Source organism: Streptomyces sp. NPDC088785 (assembly GCF_044750685.1).
Classification (GTDB): Bacteria; Actinomycetota; Actinomycetes; order Streptomycetales; family Streptomycetaceae; genus Streptomyces.
The window spans coordinates 189,941-207,886 of record NZ_JBIVKH010000005.1 but is presented as its reverse complement, the minus strand read 5'-3'; the positions used below and the strand labels follow the sequence as shown (position 1 = coordinate 207,886).

At 76.4% G+C, this 17,946-nt stretch carries 10 protein-coding genes; 3 read left to right on the top strand and 7 right to left on the bottom strand.

Annotation, left to right across the window (positions count from 1 at the left end; genetic code table 11):
• Window positions 1-33 precede the first annotated feature (33 nt).
• From ACIP5K_RS18000 to ACIP5K_RS17990, 3 genes are all read left to right on the top strand, one after another.
• Window positions 34-1,176 carry a PLP-dependent cysteine synthase family protein gene (locus tag ACIP5K_RS18000; protein WP_401410553.1) on the top strand — a complete coding sequence of 381 codons (1,143 nt, stop codon included), beginning with the start codon at window positions 34-36 and terminating at the stop codon, window positions 1,174-1,176.
• Complete coding sequence (locus ACIP5K_RS17995) at window positions 1,173-2,426, top strand: MFS transporter (RefSeq protein WP_401410551.1); 1,254 nt, start codon at window positions 1,173-1,175, stop codon at window positions 2,424-2,426. Before ACIP5K_RS18000 ends, ACIP5K_RS17995 begins: the two co-directional genes overlap by 4 nt.
• Before the next feature lie 138 nt (window positions 2,427-2,564).
• Window positions 2,565-2,828: a GlsB/YeaQ/YmgE family stress response membrane protein gene (locus ACIP5K_RS17990; protein WP_401410549.1), complete on the top strand. Its 264-nt coding sequence runs from the start codon at window positions 2,565-2,567 to the stop codon at window positions 2,826-2,828.
• Window positions 2,829-2,861: 33 nt separating this feature from the next.
• Here the strand turns inward: ACIP5K_RS17990 and ACIP5K_RS17985 are convergent, their stop codons facing one another.
• Genes ACIP5K_RS17985 through ACIP5K_RS17955 form a run of 7 tightly spaced genes read right to left on the bottom strand, consistent with a single transcriptional unit; the run spans window position 2,862 to window position 17,862 of the window.
• A complete protein-coding gene (locus ACIP5K_RS17985) occupies window positions 2,862-4,046 on the bottom strand; it encodes an argininosuccinate synthase-related protein (protein ID WP_401410547.1) in 1,185 nt (394 codons plus the stop codon).
• Window positions 4,043-5,857 (bottom strand): amino acid adenylation domain-containing protein, encoded by a 1,815-nt coding sequence (locus ACIP5K_RS17980; protein ID WP_401410545.1) that lies wholly within the window; start codon window positions 5,855-5,857, stop codon window positions 4,043-4,045. Before ACIP5K_RS17980 ends, ACIP5K_RS17985 begins: the two co-directional genes overlap by 4 nt.
• Window positions 5,854-6,615, bottom strand: coding sequence for a thioesterase II family protein (locus ACIP5K_RS17975; RefSeq protein ID WP_401410543.1), 762 nt, complete (start codon window positions 6,613-6,615; stop codon window positions 5,854-5,856). The genes ACIP5K_RS17980 and ACIP5K_RS17975 overlap by 4 nt, the downstream gene beginning before the upstream one ends.
• 13 nt (window positions 6,616-6,628) lie before the next feature.
• Window positions 6,629-7,915: a M18 family aminopeptidase gene (locus ACIP5K_RS17970; RefSeq protein WP_401410541.1), complete on the bottom strand. Its 1,287-nt coding sequence runs from the start codon at window positions 7,913-7,915 to the stop codon at window positions 6,629-6,631.
• Complete coding sequence (locus ACIP5K_RS17965; protein ID WP_401410539.1) at window positions 7,912-13,518, bottom strand: MupA/Atu3671 family FMN-dependent luciferase-like monooxygenase; 5,607 nt, start codon at window positions 13,516-13,518, stop codon at window positions 7,912-7,914. The genes ACIP5K_RS17970 and ACIP5K_RS17965 overlap by 4 nt, the downstream gene beginning before the upstream one ends.
• Window positions 13,515-16,637 carry a type I polyketide synthase gene (locus ACIP5K_RS17960; RefSeq protein WP_401410537.1) on the bottom strand — a complete coding sequence of 1,041 codons (3,123 nt, stop codon included), beginning with the start codon at window positions 16,635-16,637 and terminating at the stop codon, window positions 13,515-13,517. Before ACIP5K_RS17960 ends, ACIP5K_RS17965 begins: the two co-directional genes overlap by 4 nt.
• Window positions 16,582-17,862 carry an MFS transporter gene (locus ACIP5K_RS17955; RefSeq protein WP_401410535.1) on the bottom strand — a complete coding sequence of 427 codons (1,281 nt, stop codon included), beginning with the start codon at window positions 17,860-17,862 and terminating at the stop codon, window positions 16,582-16,584. Before ACIP5K_RS17955 ends, ACIP5K_RS17960 begins: the two co-directional genes overlap by 56 nt.
• Window positions 17,863-17,946 lie beyond the last annotated feature (84 nt).

Here is a 17,946-nt window from a genome sequence, read left to right as displayed (position 1 = left end):
GCCCGACGGCGCCGGCCGCGGGAGAGACACGCCATGCACAAGACCCCCACGCCCACCCCCGCCCGCGCTCCGGCCGCCCCGACCGGGCTCCTCACCGACGCCCGACGTCCGACGCACACCCCGGCCGGACTGGTCGGAGACACCCCCGTCCTGTGGATCGGCGAACCCTTCACCGCCGCCGGACGCGGCTTCTGGGCCAAACTCGAAGGGCACAACCCCGGCGGCATCAAGGACCGCACCGCGCTGCACATGGTGCGCGCCGCCCGTGAACGCGGCCGGCTGGCGCCCGGCGCCCGCGTCGTCGAGTCCACCTCCGGCACCCTCGGCCTCGGACTCGCCCTCGCCGGAGCCACGTACGGGCACCCGGTCACCGTCGTCACCGACCCCGGCATCGAACCCCTCATGACCGGACTGCTCACCGCGTACGGCGCCGACGTCCACCTCGTCGACACCGCGCACCCGGCGGGCGGCTGGCAGGAGGCCCGCAGGCGCCGCGTCGCGGAACTCCTCGCGGCCCACCCCGGGTCCTGGTGCCCCGACCAGTACAACAACCCCGACAACGTCGCCGCCTACGCGCCGCTCGCCCACGAACTCGTCGCCCAGCTCGGCCGGATCGACACGCTCGTCGTCTCCGTCGGCACCGGCGGCCACTCGGCGGGCGTCGCCTCCGTCCTGCGCCGCCGCTTCCCCGGCCTGCGGGTCGTCGCCGTCGACGCCGCCGGGTCGACCCTCTTCGGCCAGCCCGCCACCGCCCGGCTGATGCGCGGCCTCGGCAGCAGCATCCATCCGCGCAACGTCCAGCACGCCCTCTTCGACGAGGTCCACTGGACCGCCGCCCCCGAAGCGGTCTGGGCGGCCCGCAGACTGGCCCGGCACCACTACGCCACCGGCGGCTGGAGCGTCGGCGCCGTCGCCCTCGTCGCCCGCTGGCTCGCGCGCACCCTGCCCGCCGACAACCGGATCGTCGCCGTCTTCCCCGACGGCCCGCAACGCTACGTGGGCACCGTCTTCGACGACGCGTACTGCGCCGAGCACGGACTCCTCGGCGGCCCGCCGGCCGACGACCCCGACGAGATCGCCCGCGCCACCGACCGGGTCGTCACCCGCTGGACCCGCTGCACCCACGTCACCGCCCCGCGCGCCGCCGCGCGCTCGCTCACCGGAGCCACCCGATGAGGGCGGTGTGGCGGCGCACCCGCTCCTTCCCCGCCCCCGTACGGCTGCTGATGGTCAATCAGTTCGCCATCAACCTCGCCTTCTACATGCTCATGCCGTACCTCGCCGCCCATCTCGCGGGACCGCTGGGCCTCGCGGCCTGGGCCGTCGGACTCGTCCTCGGCGTCCGCAACTTCTCCCAGCAGGGCATGTTCCTCATCGGCGGCACCCTCGCGGACCGCGTCGGCTACAAGGCCCCGATCATGGCGGGCTGCCTGCTGCGCACCGTCGGCTTCGGGCTGCTCGGCTGGGTCGACGACCTGCCCGCCCTGATCGCCGCGTCCGCCGCCACCGGATTCGCGGGCGCCCTGTTCAACCCGGCCGTGCGCGCCTATCTCGCCGCCGAGGCGGGGGAGCGGCGCGTCGACGCCTTCGCCGCCTTCAACGTCCACTACCAGGCGGGCATGCTGCTCGGCCCGCTGGTCGGACTCGCCCTGCTGGCCGCCGACTTCCGGCTCGTGTGCACCGTCGCCGCCGTCCTCTTCGCGGCGCTCACCGTGCTGCAATGGCGGGCCCTGCCGCCCCGGCGCGGCGACCGGGCCGACGCCACCCCGCCGAGCGTCATCGGACAGTGGCGCACCGTCGTCGGCAACCGGCCCTTCCTGCTCTTCGCCGTCGCGATGACCGGCTCGTACGTCCTGACCTTCCAGGTCTACCTGGCGCTGCCGCTCGCGGCCGGCCGGGCCCTGGGGGCGCGCGGGACCTGGGCGACCAGCGGCCTGTTCGTCGTCTCGGCCGCCGTCGCCGTGGCCGGTCAACTCCGCCTGACGGACTGGGCGAAGCGCCGCTGGGACCCGCAGCGGGCCCTGGTGCGCGGTCTCGCCGTGCTGGGCCTCGCCTTCCTGCCGCCGGCGCTCGCCCCGCCCGGCAGCCGGGTGGGCGCCGTCCTCGCCCTCGGCGCCGCCGTGGCCCTGCTCGCCGCCGGTGGCGCGATCGTCTACCCCTTCGAGATGGACACCGTCGTCTCGCTCTCCGGCAACCGGCTCGTCGCCACCCACTACGGCCTCTACCACACGGTGTCGGGCCTGGGCATCACCCTCGGCAACCTCGCCACCGGCGCCCTGTGGGACTTCGCCGTACGCCACGACGCCCTGTGGCTGACCTGGTCCGCGCTGACCGCGACGGGCCTCGCCTGCGCGGCGTCGGTCGCCGCCCTGGCCCGCGCCGGCCGCCTCACCGCACGGAAGGAGCCCGGACTCGTCGCGGTGTGAGCGGCGACGGGCCGCGGACGCGGGCGCCCCCCGGCTCAACCGCGTCCCGGCCCGCTGCGTCTCCCTGGCCGGGGCGCCCGGACCCGGCCGTGACGCCGGGGCGCGGCGCGAAGCAGGAGCAACGGGAGGCGTACGGGTATGGAGATCTCCGGCATCTTCACCGCGATCGTGATCGGCCTGGTCCTCGGCATCCTCGGCCGACTGGTGATTCCCGGGAGGCAGCGCATCGGCGTGCTCTGGACGATCCTGGTCGGGATCGTCGCCGCGCTCGCCGGCACGGCCGTCGCCGGGGCCTTCGGCGTCGCGGACACCCCGGGTGTCGACTGGGTCGAACTGGCCCTCCAGATCGGCCTCGCCGGGGTGGGCGTCGGCGGGGTGGAGCGGCTGAAGGGCCGCCGCTGAGCCGTCCGGCCGGGCCGGTCCCCACCAGCGCCGTCACCGGTGCGGACCGGGCCGGCCGAGCCGCTCCCACGCCTCCCGGTCGCGGACGTACACCGGGGCGGCCGCCGTGATCGCGCGGGTGTGCGCGGCGCCCCGGGACAGCCGCCAGCGGACGGTGCCGGTGACCGCGGCGGCGCAGGAGGTGATGAACTCCTGGCAGGCGGCGCGCAGTTCGCCGTACCAGCGGCCCTCCACCGCCTCGCGCACCCAGACCTGTTCGAGGTGCATCTTCTCCCGGACGGTCTCGGCGGCGAGCGTCGCCGTCTCCAGGTGGCGGTACGTCCCCAGCAGGAGCGCGGCGGCCGGCATCTCCCGCAGTTCGAGGACCTTGTGGCCGCCGGGCAGGTGTTCCAGGCCGCTGTAGCGGCCGATGCCGTGGGCGCCCGCCCGCACGTTGAGCGCCCCGATCAGCTCGGGCAGCGGCAGCGGCACCCCGTCGACGGCGGTGGGGACGCCGCGGGCGAAGGCGATCTCCACGGTCTCGTCGGCGGGCGGCTCGGCCCGGCGGGCCGTCCACGTGTACAGGTGCTCGGGGACGGTGTGGTCCTCCGGGTCGTCGAGGACGCCCGACTCGAACTCGCGGCACCACAGGTTCGCGTCGACGCTCGCCACCCGCTTGCCCAGGTGCGGCAGCCCGATCTCCTCCAGCTCGCGCGCCTTGCGCTCGCGGTCCACCGGATCGAGGTCGTACGGGCTGCCGTACGGCACGGCGCACCCGAGCAGGCGCAGGGCGCCGTTGAGGCGGCGGAGCGTGTTCTGGGACGGGTTCGCCGTGTGCAGGACCGCCGCCGCGCCCAGCTCCGTCGCCAGGTCCAGGGCGAGCCGGGCGATCAGCGGGCGGCTCAGGGACGAGCTGACCGGATGCGTGTCCAGGTAGACGGCCTGCGCCGCGATCGCCGGGCGGACGAACGACGAGGCGAACGTCCGCCGGGCGTCCACGAGGTGCAGCCGCACCCCGAGGTGGCCGGCGATGTGCCGCAGGTCGTCGGCGTCCTCGCCCGCGCCCAGGTCGGCGCTGAAGGCGTGCACGTCCGTGAAGCCGGCCCGGGCCAGCCGGTGCAGCAGATAGGTGCTGTCCAGGCCGCCGCTGAACAGGGTCACCACCGGCCGGTGCCGGTCGAGCGCGGCGTCGGTGAGATCGGCGAACGACCGGATCGCCGGCTCCTGCGGGAGGTTCACGCGCCGGCCTCCCGCAGCGTCCGCAGCTCCTCGGCCAGGCCCCGCGGGGTCGGCTCGCGCAGGAGCGCCGCGAGCGGGATGCCGAGGCCCAGCCGGGCGCGCAGCGCCTCGACCACCCGGACGACGGCGAACGAGTCGCCGCCCAGGTCGAAGAAGTCGTCGTCGGCGCCGATGACGCCCTCCACGGCGAGCACGTCCCGCCACACCGCGACGACCAGCGCGTCCACATCCCCCCACGCGCCCGCACCACCGAGGTCACCGGACCCCTCACCCGCCCCCGGGCCCGGCAGCCGGTCCCGGCCCGCCGGGGCGGCCCCCGCCGCCCCCGCCCGCTTCTCCAGGAGCGGCCGGTCCAGCTTGCCGTTGGCGGTCAGCGGCAGCGCGGCCAGCACGCCGACGGTGCGCGGCACCAGGGCGCGCGGCAGCCGGCCGAGGAGGGCCGCCCGCACCGACGGACCCAGCGCCCGCGGCGGCGGCGCGCCGTCCTCGGGCACCACGAACAGCGCGAGGGCCCGGCCCGCGCCCGCCCCGTGCGCCACGACCGCGGCCTGCCGGACCCCCGCGCAGGACAGCGCCGCCGCCTCGATCTCGGCGGGCTCGATCCGGATACCGCGGATCTTCACCTGGCGGTCCGCGCGGCCCAGGAACTCCAGCGCCCCGCCGGGGCCCGCGACCCGCACCAGGTCGCCGGAGCGGTACAGCCGCCCGTACGGGGTGGCCACGAACCGCTCGGCGGTCAGCTCGGGGCGGTGCAGATAGCCGAGGCCCAGGCCCGCGCCGCCGATGTACAGCTCGCCCGGATCGCCCGGCGCCACCGGGGCCCCGGACGCGTCGAGGACGTGCAGCTCGGTGTCCCGGGCGGGGCCGCCGATCAGGACCGTCGCCGGATCCGGGTCGCGCGGGCAGACCCAGTACGAGCAGTAGACCGTGCACTCGCTGGGCCCGTACAGGTTCGTCAACGACGCCGTCGAGCGGGCGTGGAAGCGGGCCACCAGGTCGGGGGCGAGCGGTTCGCCGCCGGTGAGGACCTGCCGCAGCCCGTCGTACCGCTCGGCCGGGTCGCGGGCCAGCAGGAACAGCTCCAGGAGCGAGACCACGCAGTAGAACGTGGTGACCCGGTGGTCGCGGATCAGGGCCGCCAGATGGTCGGCGTCGCGCTGCCGCCCCGGCTCGGCGACGACGACGCAGGCGCCCGCGAGCAGCGGCCAGTACGTCTCGCTGAGGTACATGTCGAAGCTGCACGCCGTGTGGTGGATCATCCGGTCGCGCTCGTCCATGCGGTGCGTGGACTGCAAGGCGTCCAGCCGGGAGACGAGGGCGGCATGGCTGATCAGCGCGGCCTTCGGGCGGCCGGTGGACCCCGAGGTGTAGATGACCACCACCGGGTCGTCGGGCGACGCGTCGAGCGCGGGCGCGGGAGCGGCCGGGTACGCGGCGCACTCCTCGTCCGTCAGCACCTCGGCGAGCCCCGTGAACCGGTGCGCGAGACGGGCGTCGGTGAGCACGATCCGCGGCGCGCAGTCCCGGGTCGTCTCCCGTACGCGCTCCAGCGGGTCACCGGGGTCGAGCGCGGCGTGCGCGGCGCCCGCGAACGCCGCGCCGAGCAGCGCCACGAAGAACTCCACGGACCGCTCGTGGTGCACCACCACCCGGTCGCCGGGACCGACGCCGTGCGCCCGCAGCGCGGCCGCGGTCCGCAGCACCCGCTCCTTCAGCGCGCCCATGGTGAGCACCGTCCGACCGGCCGTCAGGGCGGGCAGGGACGGATCGCGGTCCCAGCGGTCCAGGAGCCGGGCGTCGATCCGGGTCACGCGGGCGCCCCCTTCGCGAAGTGGTCCAGGCTCCCGGCGACGGCGTCCACGAGCAGCGCCGGGCTCTCGGTGAGCAGCAGGTGCCCGCCGGGCAGCCACACCGTCCGGGCGCGGTCGCTGAACAGCTCCCAGTCCTCGGTGCGCTCCTGCGGGCACAGCGGATCCGCGTCCCCGAACACCGCGAGCAGCGGGCAGTCCAGGACCGGTTCGGGCCCCGAGCGGTACTCCTCGACCGCCCGCAGGTCCGCGACGATCGACGGCAGCAGCAGCGCCAGCATCTCCGGGTCCGCCGCCAGCGCCTCGGGCACGCCGCCGAACTCCCGCAGGACGTCCAGGACCCGCGCCGGGTCGTCGGTCTCCCGCGGCAGCCGCCGCCCGGGACCGGGCCGCTCGGTGACCGCCCCCTGCGACACGACGACGAATCCGGCCACCGGCACGTCACCGGCCCGCTGCAACGCCCGTACGGCCTCCAGCGCGAGCACCGCGCCGGAGCAGACGCCGACCACGAGCAGCGGCGCCGAACCCGGCAGCGCGCGGGCCGTGGCGGCGACGTCCGCCGCCAACTCGGCGAGCCCGCCCACCGGTTCGCGCACCCGGGACTCCCGCCCCGGCAGCCGCGCCGTGGCCACCGCCCAGTCGACGGGCGCGTGCGCGGCGAACCCGGCGCCGCTCGCCGCGCCCGCGCCCGCGTGCGGCACGAGCAGCACCCGCCAGGCCGCGTCCTCGGGGCGGGCCCCGTCGAGCCTGAACGTCCTCACCGGCATCCGCGCCTCACCCGGCCGTCACGAACTCGGCGAGCCCGCGCGCCAGATGCCCCGGGTCGTCCGCCCCGACCAGTTCGCGCGCGGAGTGCATCGACAGGCCCGGCACGCCCACGTCGACCGTGGTCACCCCGAGCCGGGCCGCCGTGATCGGCCCGATGGACGTCCCGCACGGCAGCGCGTTGTTGGACACGAACCGCTGCCACGGCACGTCGGCCCGCTCGCAGGCGGCGGCCCACGCGGCGAAGCCGGTGCCGTCGGTGGCGTACCGCTGGTTCACGTTGACCTTCACGACCGGGCCCGCGTTCGGCAGCGGGTGGTTGTCGGGGTCGTGCAGCTCCGCGTAGTTGGGGTGGACCGCGTGGGACATGTCGGCGGAGACGCACAGGCCGCCCGCGAGCGCCCGCTCCCAGTCCTCGGCGCCGCCGCCGCGCGCGGTCACCGAGCGGTGCAGCACCCGCTCCAGGAGCGGGCCCTGCGCGCCCGTCTCGGAGCCGCTGCCCGACTCCTCGTGGTCGAACGCGGCGAGCACCGGCACCCGGCCGGGCGCCGCCGTCGCGGCGGCGGCGAGCAGCGCGGTGACCCCGGCGTGCACCGAGACGAGGTTGTCCAGCCGCGACGACACGATGAACTCCCGCTGCGCGCCGAGGAGTCCGGGCGGCTGCACGTCGTGCAGCATCAGGTCCCAGCCGAGAATGTCGGCGGCCTCGATCCCGGCCCCGTGCGCGACCCGGCGCAGCAGGGCGCCCTTCTCCGTGGGGCCGAGCGACCAGATGGGCTGGGTCTGCCGCTGCCGGTGCAGGGCGAGCCCGTCGTTCACGCCGTGGTCCAGATGGATCGCCAACTGCGGTACCCGCAGCAGGGGTTCGTCGATGCGGACGAGGGTCGAGGTGCCGTCGCGCAGGGTCAGCCGGCCGGAGATGCCGAGGTCCCGGTCGAGCCAGGTGTTGAGCGGGACGCCGCCGTAGATCTCCACGGCGACCTGCCGCCAGCCCGCCCGCCCGGTGTCCGGCGTCGGCTTCACCCGCAGGTTCGGCGAGTCGGTGTGGGCCCCCATGATGCGGAACGGCGCGTGGGCCGGGGCGCCCTCGGGCACGTGCCAGGCGATCAGCGCGCCGCCCTTGGCCAGGTAGCGGCCGCCGCTGTGGCCGGACCACTCGTCGGTGCCGGTCAGCTCGGTGAACCCGGCCTTCTCCAGACGCCGTACCGCCGAGGCCACCGCGTGGTACGGGGACGGGCTCTCCCGCAGGAACGTCAGCAGGTCCTCGACGTGCTCGGCTTGCGTGGGCAGGTTCATGCGGTGTCCGCCTCCTGGGGCGAGGGATGAGGGTGGTGGAGCAGCGCCGCGAGGGGGCGCCCGGGGTGCGTGCACAGCTCCCCGAGCAGCACGGCGTAGGAGGAGAGGAGTCCGTCGGCCGTCGCCTCGTCCCAGAGGTCGGCCGAGTACTCCAGGAAGGTGCGCAGGCCGCGCGCCGGGTCGCGGCGCGGCGAGAGGCCGAAGACCAGCTCGGCGCGGGCGACGGGCGGCGCCAGGTCCGTGACCTCGACGTCGAGTCCGGGGATCTCGATGTCGGTGTCGGGATAGTTCTGGAAGGCCAGCACGTTCGGCACCCGGTCGGGCACCTCGGTGGCGCCCGCGTCGCGCATCGCCCGCATGATGCGGGCGGTCGGCAGGACGTGCGCCATCGCGGCGAGGGCCTCGGCGCCGGTGCGGGCGACCAGATCGGTGAAGGTGTCGCCGGGGTCGATCCGCACCCGCACCATCACCGACGTCGACACCATCGCCACCAGCGAGTCACCGGCGGTGCCCGCCCGGTTCGCGTACGGCACGGCCAGCAGCACGTCGCGCTGCCCGGACAGCCGCGCCAGGTGCACGCCGAGCGCGGCGGCCGCGACCGCGAACGGCGTCTGCCGCACCGAGGCCGCCAGCGTCTCCAGGGCGGCGCGGACCTCGGCGGGGACCGTGCCGCGCACGGTGCCGCCCGCTCCGCTGAGCGTGCCGGGCCGCGGCCGGTCCGTGGGCGTGTCCAGCGCGCACGGCACGCCCTCCAGGTACCGGGCGCAGAACGCGGCCCGCCGCTCCTCCTCGACCGGGTCGTGCGCGGCGAGCTGGGCGCGGGCGTAGTCCGGGGCCTGCGCGGACGGCGCGGGCAGCGTGGGCGGGCGGCCCGCCGCGGCCGCGGTGTACAGCTCGGCCAGCTCCGCCAGCAGCACCGAGTGGGACCAGCCGTCGGCGCACGCGTGGTGCAGCACGAACATCAGCACCCAGCTGTCGTCGGCCACCTTCAGCAGCCGGCACCGCGGGAAGAGCGGCTCGGCCAGGTCGAACGGCTGCGCCGCCATGCGCCGGCACACCGCGTCCGCCCGCTCCCGCGCCGCGTCGGACGGCAGCCGCGACAGGTCGCCGACCCGCAGCCGAGGGGGCGGCGCGGCCACCACCTCCTGCCGCCAGGCGCCGTCCGCACCCCGCACGAACCGGGTCCGCAGGGCGTGGTGCCGCTCCACCAGCCCCGCCAGGGCCGTGCGCAGCGCCTCCGGGTCCAGGGCGCCCCCGAAGCGGATCAGGGTCGGCACGTTCCACACCTCGGCGCGGGGCACGGCGTGATGACCGGCGATCATGCGGTCCTGCTGGGGGCTGACCGGAGCCCGGTCGACGACCCCGTCCCCGCCCCCGCGCGGGCCCGGGTCCGCGGTCCCCGGCGCGCCCGCCAGCCGACGGGCCATCGCCCGCGGCGTGGGGTCCGCGAAGAAGTCCGCGAGGGCGATCTCCGCGCCCAGCTCCTCCCGCACCCGGTTCACCAGCCGGATCGCCGTGATCGAGTTGCCGCCCAGGTCGAAGAAGTCGGCGTCGTCGGCGACGTCGCCGACGCCGAGCACCGACCGCCACACGGCCCGCACGCCGTCGTGCGCGGCGGCCGGCCCGGGGCGCGTGTCCCGCACCGTGCGCGCCGCGTCGTCCACCATGGCGCGCAGCACCCGGTCGAGGTCGGCCAGCAGGCCGCGGACCGTCGCGTCGTCGAAGAGGTCGGCGTCGTAGCGGATCCGCAGCCGCAGACCCGACGCTGTGCGCACCGCCATGAGGGCCAGTTCGAGGGGTGCGGACGAGGCGCCGCCCGGGACGTCGGACGCGGTGAGCCCCGGCAGGGCGAGCCGGGTGAGCGGGGCCGTGTCCAGGTCGGCGGAGACCGTGACCAGCGGGCGGGTGCGGCCCGCGCCACCGCCGAGCCGGGCCGCGAGGTCGTCGGGGTCGACCCGCTGGTGCCGCTCCGCCTCGAAGAGCGCGTCGCGCGTGGCCCGCACGGCGGCGGCGACCGGCATGCCGTCGGTGAGCGTCGCCCGCAGCGGCAGCACCGCAGCGTGGAAGCCGACGGTCCGCGCCGTCGCGGGCGTGCGCCGGGCGAACGTCGAGCCGATCACGAAGTCGTCCAGGCCCGTCCGCTCGCGCAGCACCAGCTGCCAGGCGGTCAGGAGCGTCGCGAACAGGGTGACGCCGTGCCGCCCGCTCCACTCCTGCACCGCCCTCGTCCGTGCCGCGTCGAGCCCGGCCTCGGCGGCCGCGCCGCGCCCCGGGGTCCGGCGCCCGCGCGGCCGGTCGGTCGGCGGCGCCGGCACGGGCGGCAGCGGGTCGAGGGTCTTCAGCCACCACTCCAGGTCGCCGTCGCCGTCCCCCTCGCCGTCCCCCTCGCCGTCCGCGGCGGGTCCGGGCGGGTCGAGGGTCGTCCCGGCGGGTTCGGGGAAGCGCGGCGCGCGGCCCTCGACGCGGGCCGTGTACAGCTCCTGGAGGTCGTCCGCGAGCAGCCGCGCGGAGTGCCCGTCGGTGATCAGGTGGTGCAGGCCGAGCACCAGCACGTGGTCGTCGTCGGCGAGCGTCAGCAGGTGCGGGGCGAACAGCGGGCCCTCGGCGAGGTCGTGGGGGCGGGTGCTCGCCGCGCGCAGGGCGGCCGCGATCGCCGCGTCCGGGTCCTCCTCCCCGGCGTCCGTCAGCTCCGTCGTGACGCGCGTCGACGCGCGGACCACCTGCTGGAGCAGGCCGTCGGCGCCGCCCGCGCGGAACACCGTGCGCAGCCCCGCGTGCCGGTCCGCCAGCCCGGCGACGGCGGCCGTCAGCGCGCCCACGTCGAGCGGGCCGCGCAGCCGCACCGCCTGCACCTCGTTGTACGCGGCCGGGTCGCCGATCAGCTGGGCGGCGAGCCAGAGCCGGCGCTGGGCGGCGGTCGCGGGCGCCACGGCGTCCTCGACAGCGGCCTCGACAGCGGCCTCGACAGCGTCCTCGACAGTGGCCTGTCCGGCGTCCTCGACGGCGGCCCGCGGCTCCGCCGCGGTCGCCTCCCGCAGCGCGGCGAGCCGGTCGAGGCCCGCCCGCGCCAGGTCCGCGGGCATCCCGAAGTCGACCAGGGCGGCGATCTCGTCGACGCCCGCCGCGCGCAGCGCCGCCACCACCGGTGCACAGGTCGCGGGGGAGCCGATCAGCGCGCGCTCGTCGCAGTACCGGTCGTAGGCCCGCAGGAACAGATACTCCAGATCGGCCTCGCTCGCCCGTGCCACGTCCTGCTCGCCGGAGGCCACCGCCCCGGCCGCCGCCCGCAGTTGGAGCGACGAGCGCAGATACCGGGTCATCGGCTCGCGGGCCTGCGCCCGGGCCGTCGCGTGGTCGTCGGCGAGATACGTGTGCAGGAGGACGGTGACGCGGCCCGCGTCCGGGTCCAGGCCGTGCCGGGCGCGGGCGGCCCGGTAGTGGGCGATGTGCGCGGCGAGTTCGGCGACGCTCTGATGCATCAGATGGGTGACGACGCCTAGATCGCGGCGGGCCGCCTCCTCGTACGACTCCCGTCGCCCGGACGTCGCCAGGAACATCGGCGGCGCCTCCTGCACCGGCCGCGGCAGCGTCGCCACGTCGACCGGGCGGCCGTCGCCGCCGTCCCGGCGCACGGTCCCGCCGCGCCACAACTCCCGTACGGCGTCGAGGTGTTCGAAGGCGATCTCCTTGCGCCGGGCGAACCGGCCGGGATGCAGCGCGAAGTCCTGCGCGTGCCAGCCGGTGGCGCAGCCCAGGCCCACCCGGCCGCCCGACAGCCGGTCCACGACCGCCCACTCCTCGGCGACCCGCACCGGATCGTGCAGCGGCAGCACCACCGAGCCCGCGTTCAGCCGGATCCGCTCGGTCTCCCGGGCGAGCGCGGCGGCGAGCACGGCCGGGTTCGGGAAGAGCCCGCCGAAGGAGTGGAAGTGCCGCTCGGGGATCCACAGCGAGCTGAACCCGTGGCTGTCCGCGAACCGGGCCGTCTCCACGACCCGCTCGTACGCCTGCGAGGTGTCCTCGGCGTCGGGGTGGTCCCCGAAGAAGTAGATGCCGAAGTCGGGCGCCGGGCGCGGCCGCCGGGGCTCCGGCGCGGCGGCGGGCGGCCTGCGCCGCGCCGGGAAGAAGCCGCCCTCGCGCAGGTCCCGCAGCGAGCCCTTCACCGCGTCCGCGATCCGCTCCACGTCCGCGTCGGTGTGCGCGGTCGACAGGTAGAAGCTGCGCCACTCCCACACGTAGATCCCGCGCAGCAGCAGGTGCGGGTACAGCAGCTCCATGTCGGCGCGGTGCGTGAAGCGGAACATGGACCCGAAGTGCGCGGTCCGCAGCGGGAACTGCTCGTCGCGGAAGAACGCGTCGAGGTCGGCGGTGAGCGCGTCCGTCCGGGCGTTGAGACGCTCCTGGAGCGCCGGGCCCTCGGCGGTCAGACGGGTGAGGACCGCCTTGGCCGCCACCATCGACAGCGGGTGCTGGAGGTAGGTGCCGCCGAAGAACGTGGTCTCGGTGCCCGGCCCGCTGTCGTCGCCGTAGCGCCAGAACCCGCCGTCGACCCCGTCGAGCAGATCGGCGCGGCCCGCGATCGCCCCGACCGGATAGCCGCTGCCGAGCGCCTTGCCGTACGTGGCCAGGTCCGGGACCACGCCGAAGTGGTGCTGCGCGCCGCGCGGGTGCGGGCGCAGCCCGGTCAGCATCTCGTCGAAGAGCAGCACGATCCCGCGCCGCCGCGTCAGCTCCCGCAGCGCGCGCAGGAACGCGACGGGCCGCAGGCCGGGATTGCGGCACTGCACGGGTTCCACGACGACGGCCGCGAGCGTGTCGCCGAGCGCGTCGATGGTGTCCAGCGCCTCCTGGCTGCCGTACTCCAGGACCAGCAGATCGGCGACCGCGCTCGCCGGGATGCCGCGCGACACCGGCACCGCCCGGCCGCCGTCCGGCCCGGGGCGGCCCAGGAGCGGGTCGATGTGGCCGTGGTACGAGCCGCGGAACATGACGACGCGGTCGCGGCCGGTCGCCGCGCGGGCGAGCCGGATCGCGCCCGAGTTCGCCTCCGTGCCGGAGTTCGCGAACGCCACCCGCTCCATGCCGGTCAGCCCGGCCAGCAGCTCGGCGACCTCACCGGCCTCGACCGGGCGCGGCCCGAACCGCAGCCCGCCGTCGAGATGGGCCCGCACCGCCTCCGTCACGCACTCCGGCTCGTGCCCGAGCAGCAGCGCGCCGAAGCCCATCGTGATGTCGGTGTAGGTGTTGCCGTCGATGTCGGTCAGCCGGGCGCCCCGCGCCGAGCGGGCGGCCAGCGGATACAGCGTCTCCTTCGTGGCCCGCCGGAACCCGACCACGGCCCGGCTGTCGGCCAGCACCGCGCGCTGCCGCTGCGCCGACTCCTTGGAGGAGGCGGTGCGTTCGCCCAGCCGCGCGGCCAGCTCGGCGGCGTGCGCCCGCTGCCGGGCGTCGGCGTCCCGGCCCGCCATCCCGGCGTCCGCGGGCACGACCACGCGCGGCCCGTGCTGCTCGGCGGTCGCGCCGGCGCTGCTGCGGGCGCGGGCCAGCCGCGCCGTGAGGTCCCGGGACAGCTGCGCGGCGCGGTCCGCCGCCGACGCCGTCACCGGGCGCCGCGGTCGGCGCCGAGCAGGGCCACCGCCTCGGACAGCTGGGTCAGCATCGCCGTCTGCGTCTCGGCCAACAGATCGATCTGCCGGGTGAGTTCGGCGACCTCGGCGCGGGTGGCGTACGGAGCGGGCTCCTCCGCCACGGCCGGCCGCTCCTCGCCGGGCGTGATCACCCGGGCCCGCGGCGGCGCGGCGGGACGCGCGCGCCGCTCCGCGATGAGCCGGGCCGTCAGCTCCGGCGTCCCCGCGTCCTCCAGGATCTCCCGGATCGCGATGCGCACGTCGAACTCGGCCTCCAACTGCCGCAGCATGCCGATCAGTTGCAGCGAGTCGGCGCCGAGGCCCACGTAACTCTGCGCGGGCGCCACCTCGTCCATGGTGAAGCCCAGATGGTGCGCGGTCAGCTCGCGGACCCGGGTGAGCACCGGAAGGGTCTGGTCCTGTTCGGTCACTGCGTCCTCCACGGGGGGTACGGGGACGGGGGCGGGGCCCGTCCAGTAGGAGCGGTGCTGGAAGGGGTAGCCGGGCAGCGGGATGCGGCGGCCCGGGTCCCCGGCGAGCAGCGCCCGCCAGTCGACGGCCACACCCGCGCAGGTCAGCGCGGCCACCGCCTGCCACAGCCCGTCTGCGCCCGCCGCCCGGCCCTGCGTCGGCAGGCACGGCACCCCGGGCAGGGCCCGGCGCGCCATGCCGGTGAGCGGGGCGCCCGGCCCCAGCTCCAGCAGGACGTCCCGGTCGGCGAGGGCGCGCAGCACCGCGTGGAAGTCCGCGGTGCGCCGGGCCTGTTGGACCAGGTACCCGGCGTCGGGGAGCCAGCCGGGCGCACGGACCGCGCCGTCGGTCCCGGACACGAACGCCGTCCCCACCGGCCGCAGCCCGGCCTCCCGGACGGCTTCCGCCAGATCGTCGAGCGCCGGGTCGAGCAGCGCCGTGTGGAAGGCCCGGTCCACCGGGAGCGGTTCGCACGGCACGTCGCCGAGCGCGCGCCGCGCCGCCGCCACCGCCGCCGGGGGACCCGCGACGACGTGGTGCGCGGGACCGTTCACCACGGCCAGCTCCAGCCCGGCGCCGACCTCGTCGAGCAGCGCCCGCACCCGCTCGTACGGCGCGAACACGGCCAGCATCGCCCCGGGCGCGGTGTCCTGCGTCAGGCGGCCCCTGCGGCACAGCAGCCGCATCCCGTCGTCGAGGGTCAGCGCGCCGGCCGCGTACAGCGCCGCGTACTCCCCGACGCTGTGCCCGCCGACCGCCGCCGGGCGCACCCCCAGGGACGCCCACAGCCGCACCTGCGCGGCCTGGAACGCGAACAGGGCGGGCTGGGCGAACGCCGTGTCCCAGCCGCCGCCGTGGCCCGCGGTCGGCCCGGCCGCGGCCGTCAGCCGCTCGCGGAAGTCGGTGCGGCCCGTCTCCCGCCGGTGCACGCGCGCGCACTCCTCCAGCGTCTCGGCGACGACCGGGAACCGCTCCGCGAGCGCCGCCGCCATGCCGGGCCGTACCCCGCCCTGGCCGCTGAACAGGAACACGGGCGACGTGCCGACGTTCACCGTGCCGGTGCGGTAGCGGGCCGGGTCCGGGCGCCCCGCGAGGAACGCGTCGAGCCCCTCGACGGGGTCCCCGGTGACGACGAGCCGGTGCCCGTGCGCGGGACGGCCGAGCGCCGTCGTGGTCAGCAGGTCGGCCGGGTCGGGGCGCGGCCCCCGTACGAGCCGGTCGCGGAACGCGCGGGCCAGTGCGGTGAGGGCCCCGGGGGAACGGGCCGTGAGCGGCAGCAGCGGGGGAGCGGCCGACGGCGTGCGGGGCGGGACGGGCGGCGCCTGCTCCAGGACGACGTGCGCGTTGGTGCCGCCCATCCCGATCGCGTGCACGCCCGCCCGGCGCGGGCCGTCGGCGTCGGCGGGCCAGGGGGCGGCCCGGCGCGGCAGCGTGAACGGGCTGTCCTCGACGCCGAGCAGGGGGTTGGCCCGGGTGAAGTTCACCAGGGGCGGGACGACGCCGTGCCGCAGCACCAGGATCGCCTTGACGAGCCCCGCGAGCCCGGCCGCGCTGTCCAGGTGTCCGATCGCGGGCTTCGTCGAGCCGAGCGCGCAGAACCCGCGCCGCCCGGTGTGCCGGCGCAGCGCCTCGGTGAGCGCGGCGAACTCGATCGGGTCGCCCTTGTACGTGCCCGTGCCGTGCGCCTCCAGATAGCGCACCGACTCCGCGGGCACCCCGGCCGCCGCCAGCGCGCCCAGCACCGCGTCCCGCTGCCCGGCCACGCCCGGCGCCGCGAAACCGGCCTTGTCCGCGCCGTCGTTGGTGACCGCCGAGCCGAGGATCACCGCGTGCACGGTGTCCCCGTCGGCGAGCGCCCGCTCCAGCGGCTTGAGGACCACGGCCGCCACGCCGTTGCCGCCGACCGTGCCGTCCGCCGCCGCGTCGAAGGCCCGCACCGTGCCGGTCGGCGACAGCGTCGAGCCCTTCACCCGCCGGTGCCCGGTGACCTGCGGCAGGTGCAGCGCCGCCGAGCCGACCAGCACCATCTCCGCGTCGCCCGCGGCCAGCGCCTGGCAGGCCAGGTGCACGGAGACGAGCGCACTGGAACAGGCCGTGGCCACGTTCACGGCGGGACCGGTCAGGCCGAGCCGGAACGCGGCCCGGTTCGCCGTGAAGTCCGGGTAGTTGCCGACCTGGATCTGCTTCACGGCCGTCCAGTCGTCGACGTCCGCCTGCTCCCCGATGTTCCGCGCGAGGTAGCTGTGCAGCGAGTACAGCCGGTAGCCGACGCTCGCGTACACCCCGACCCGGGCGTCCGTGCCCGCGTACCCGGCGTCCTCCAGCGCGTGCCAGGCACACTCAAGGAACAGCCGCTGCTGCGGATCGGTGACCGTCGCCTCGCGCCCGCTCATCCCGAAGAACGCCGCGTCGAAGCCGTCGATCCCGGGCAGCGGCGCGCTCGCCCCGCCGAAGCCGGGCTCCTTGTACGTCGCCTCCGGCACCCCGGCCGCCGCGAAGTCGGCGTCACCGAACCGGCGTACGTGCGTCACGCCCGCCGCGATGTCCCGCCAGTACGCGTCCGGGCCGTCAGCTCCCGGGAACCTCAGCGCCATCCCGACGACCGCCACGCGCCGGTCCCGCATCGCCGCCTCCCTCCTCCGGGGACGCCGCGCCGGAGCGCCGCCGCCGCAGCACCCGCGCGACGAACACCAGGGCCACCACGATCGCCACCCCGTGCGCGACGCCGACCACCGACAGCGGGGAGAACACGTCGAGGACCGCCGCGACCACGATCATGCCGACGCCGAAGCCGAGGTTCTCGACCGTCGCCGACAGCCCGAACGCATGGGTGCGCAGCTTCGTCGGCAGGGTCTGGAGGTGCGAGCTGTACGACACCTCGGTGACCCCGTCGGCCGCGCCCGCGAGCAGCGCGACCACGATCGTCACGGCCCACGGGAGCCCGGCGAAGGCGAGGATGAACGTCGCCGACATCGCGATCGTGCCGAGCCCGAACCCGAGCGCCCCGACGGACCGCCCGTCCCGCTTCACCCACCGCTGGAGCACCTGCTGCACGAGCACGTTGCCGAGCGCCCACACGCACCAGAAGACGCTGACGAACACCGCGGGCCGGTCGGCGTCCAACTGCGTGGAGTACACCGGCAGCGCCGCGTTGTGCGAGGACGAGCCGAGCGCGTCGATCCCGCGCAGCGCGACCATCAGGGCGATGACCGGGGCGGCGGCGAGCGCGGCCAGGGCGCCCGGGGTGCGCCGGCGGCCCGTCGCGGCCGGGGCGGACTCCGCCCGCTCCGGCCGCGCGGCCGGCGGCAGCAGCGCCACGGTGCCCGCGCAGACCAGGAACGTCACCAGGTCCAGCAGGAACGCGGCCCGGTAGCCGAGCAGCGACACCACGACACCCGACGACGCGAACCCGACCACCATCGCCATCGAACGGCCGCTCACCATCAGCGAGTTCGCCCAGGTGTGCCGGCCCTCGTCCACCATGTCCGGGATCGAGCTGCGGAAGGCGACCATGAAGAAGGTGCCCGCCCCGCCGACCACCGCGGAGACCAGGAACAGCGCCGGTGTGCGCAGCCCGTCCGGCGCGCAGACCAGGAGCGCCAGCGCGGCCGCCTGGGCCACGTTCGCCCAGAACATCACCGGCTTCGCCGCCCACCGCGCGAGCAGCGCCGCGGCCCCGAGCCCCGCCAGGAACCCGGCGGCCAGCCGGACGGCCATGAACACGCCGACGGCGAGCGCCCGGTCCGTCACCGCGTACACGTACAGGTTCAGCGCGACCAGGTTCAGGTACGTCCCATACGAGGAGATCGCGTAACCGGTCACCAGGATGCGGTACCGGCGTTCCTTCATGGAGCGTTCCTTTGCGTGCGGGCGCCGTGCGGGTGCGAACGGTTGAGCGACGAATCGAACGCTCCGCACCCTAGGCGCGGGATC

Coding starts and splice junctions, on each gene's coding strand:
- ACIP5K_RS18000 (WP_401410553.1), top strand. CDS start 34: ATGCACAAGACCCCCACGCCCACCCCCGCCCGCGCTCCGGCCGCCCCG.
- ACIP5K_RS17970 (WP_401410541.1), bottom strand. CDS start 7,915: ATGAACCTGCCCACGCAAGCCGAGCACGTCGAGGACCTGCTGACGTTC.
- ACIP5K_RS17995 (WP_401410551.1), top strand. CDS start 1,173: ATGAGGGCGGTGTGGCGGCGCACCCGCTCCTTCCCCGCCCCCGTACGG.
- ACIP5K_RS17990 (WP_401410549.1), top strand. CDS start 2,565: ATGGAGATCTCCGGCATCTTCACCGCGATCGTGATCGGCCTGGTCCTC.
- ACIP5K_RS17955 (WP_401410535.1), bottom strand. CDS start 17,862: ATGAAGGAACGCCGGTACCGCATCCTGGTGACCGGTTACGCGATCTCC.
- ACIP5K_RS17960 (WP_401410537.1), bottom strand. CDS start 16,637: ATGCGGGACCGGCGCGTGGCGGTCGTCGGGATGGCGCTGAGGTTCCCG.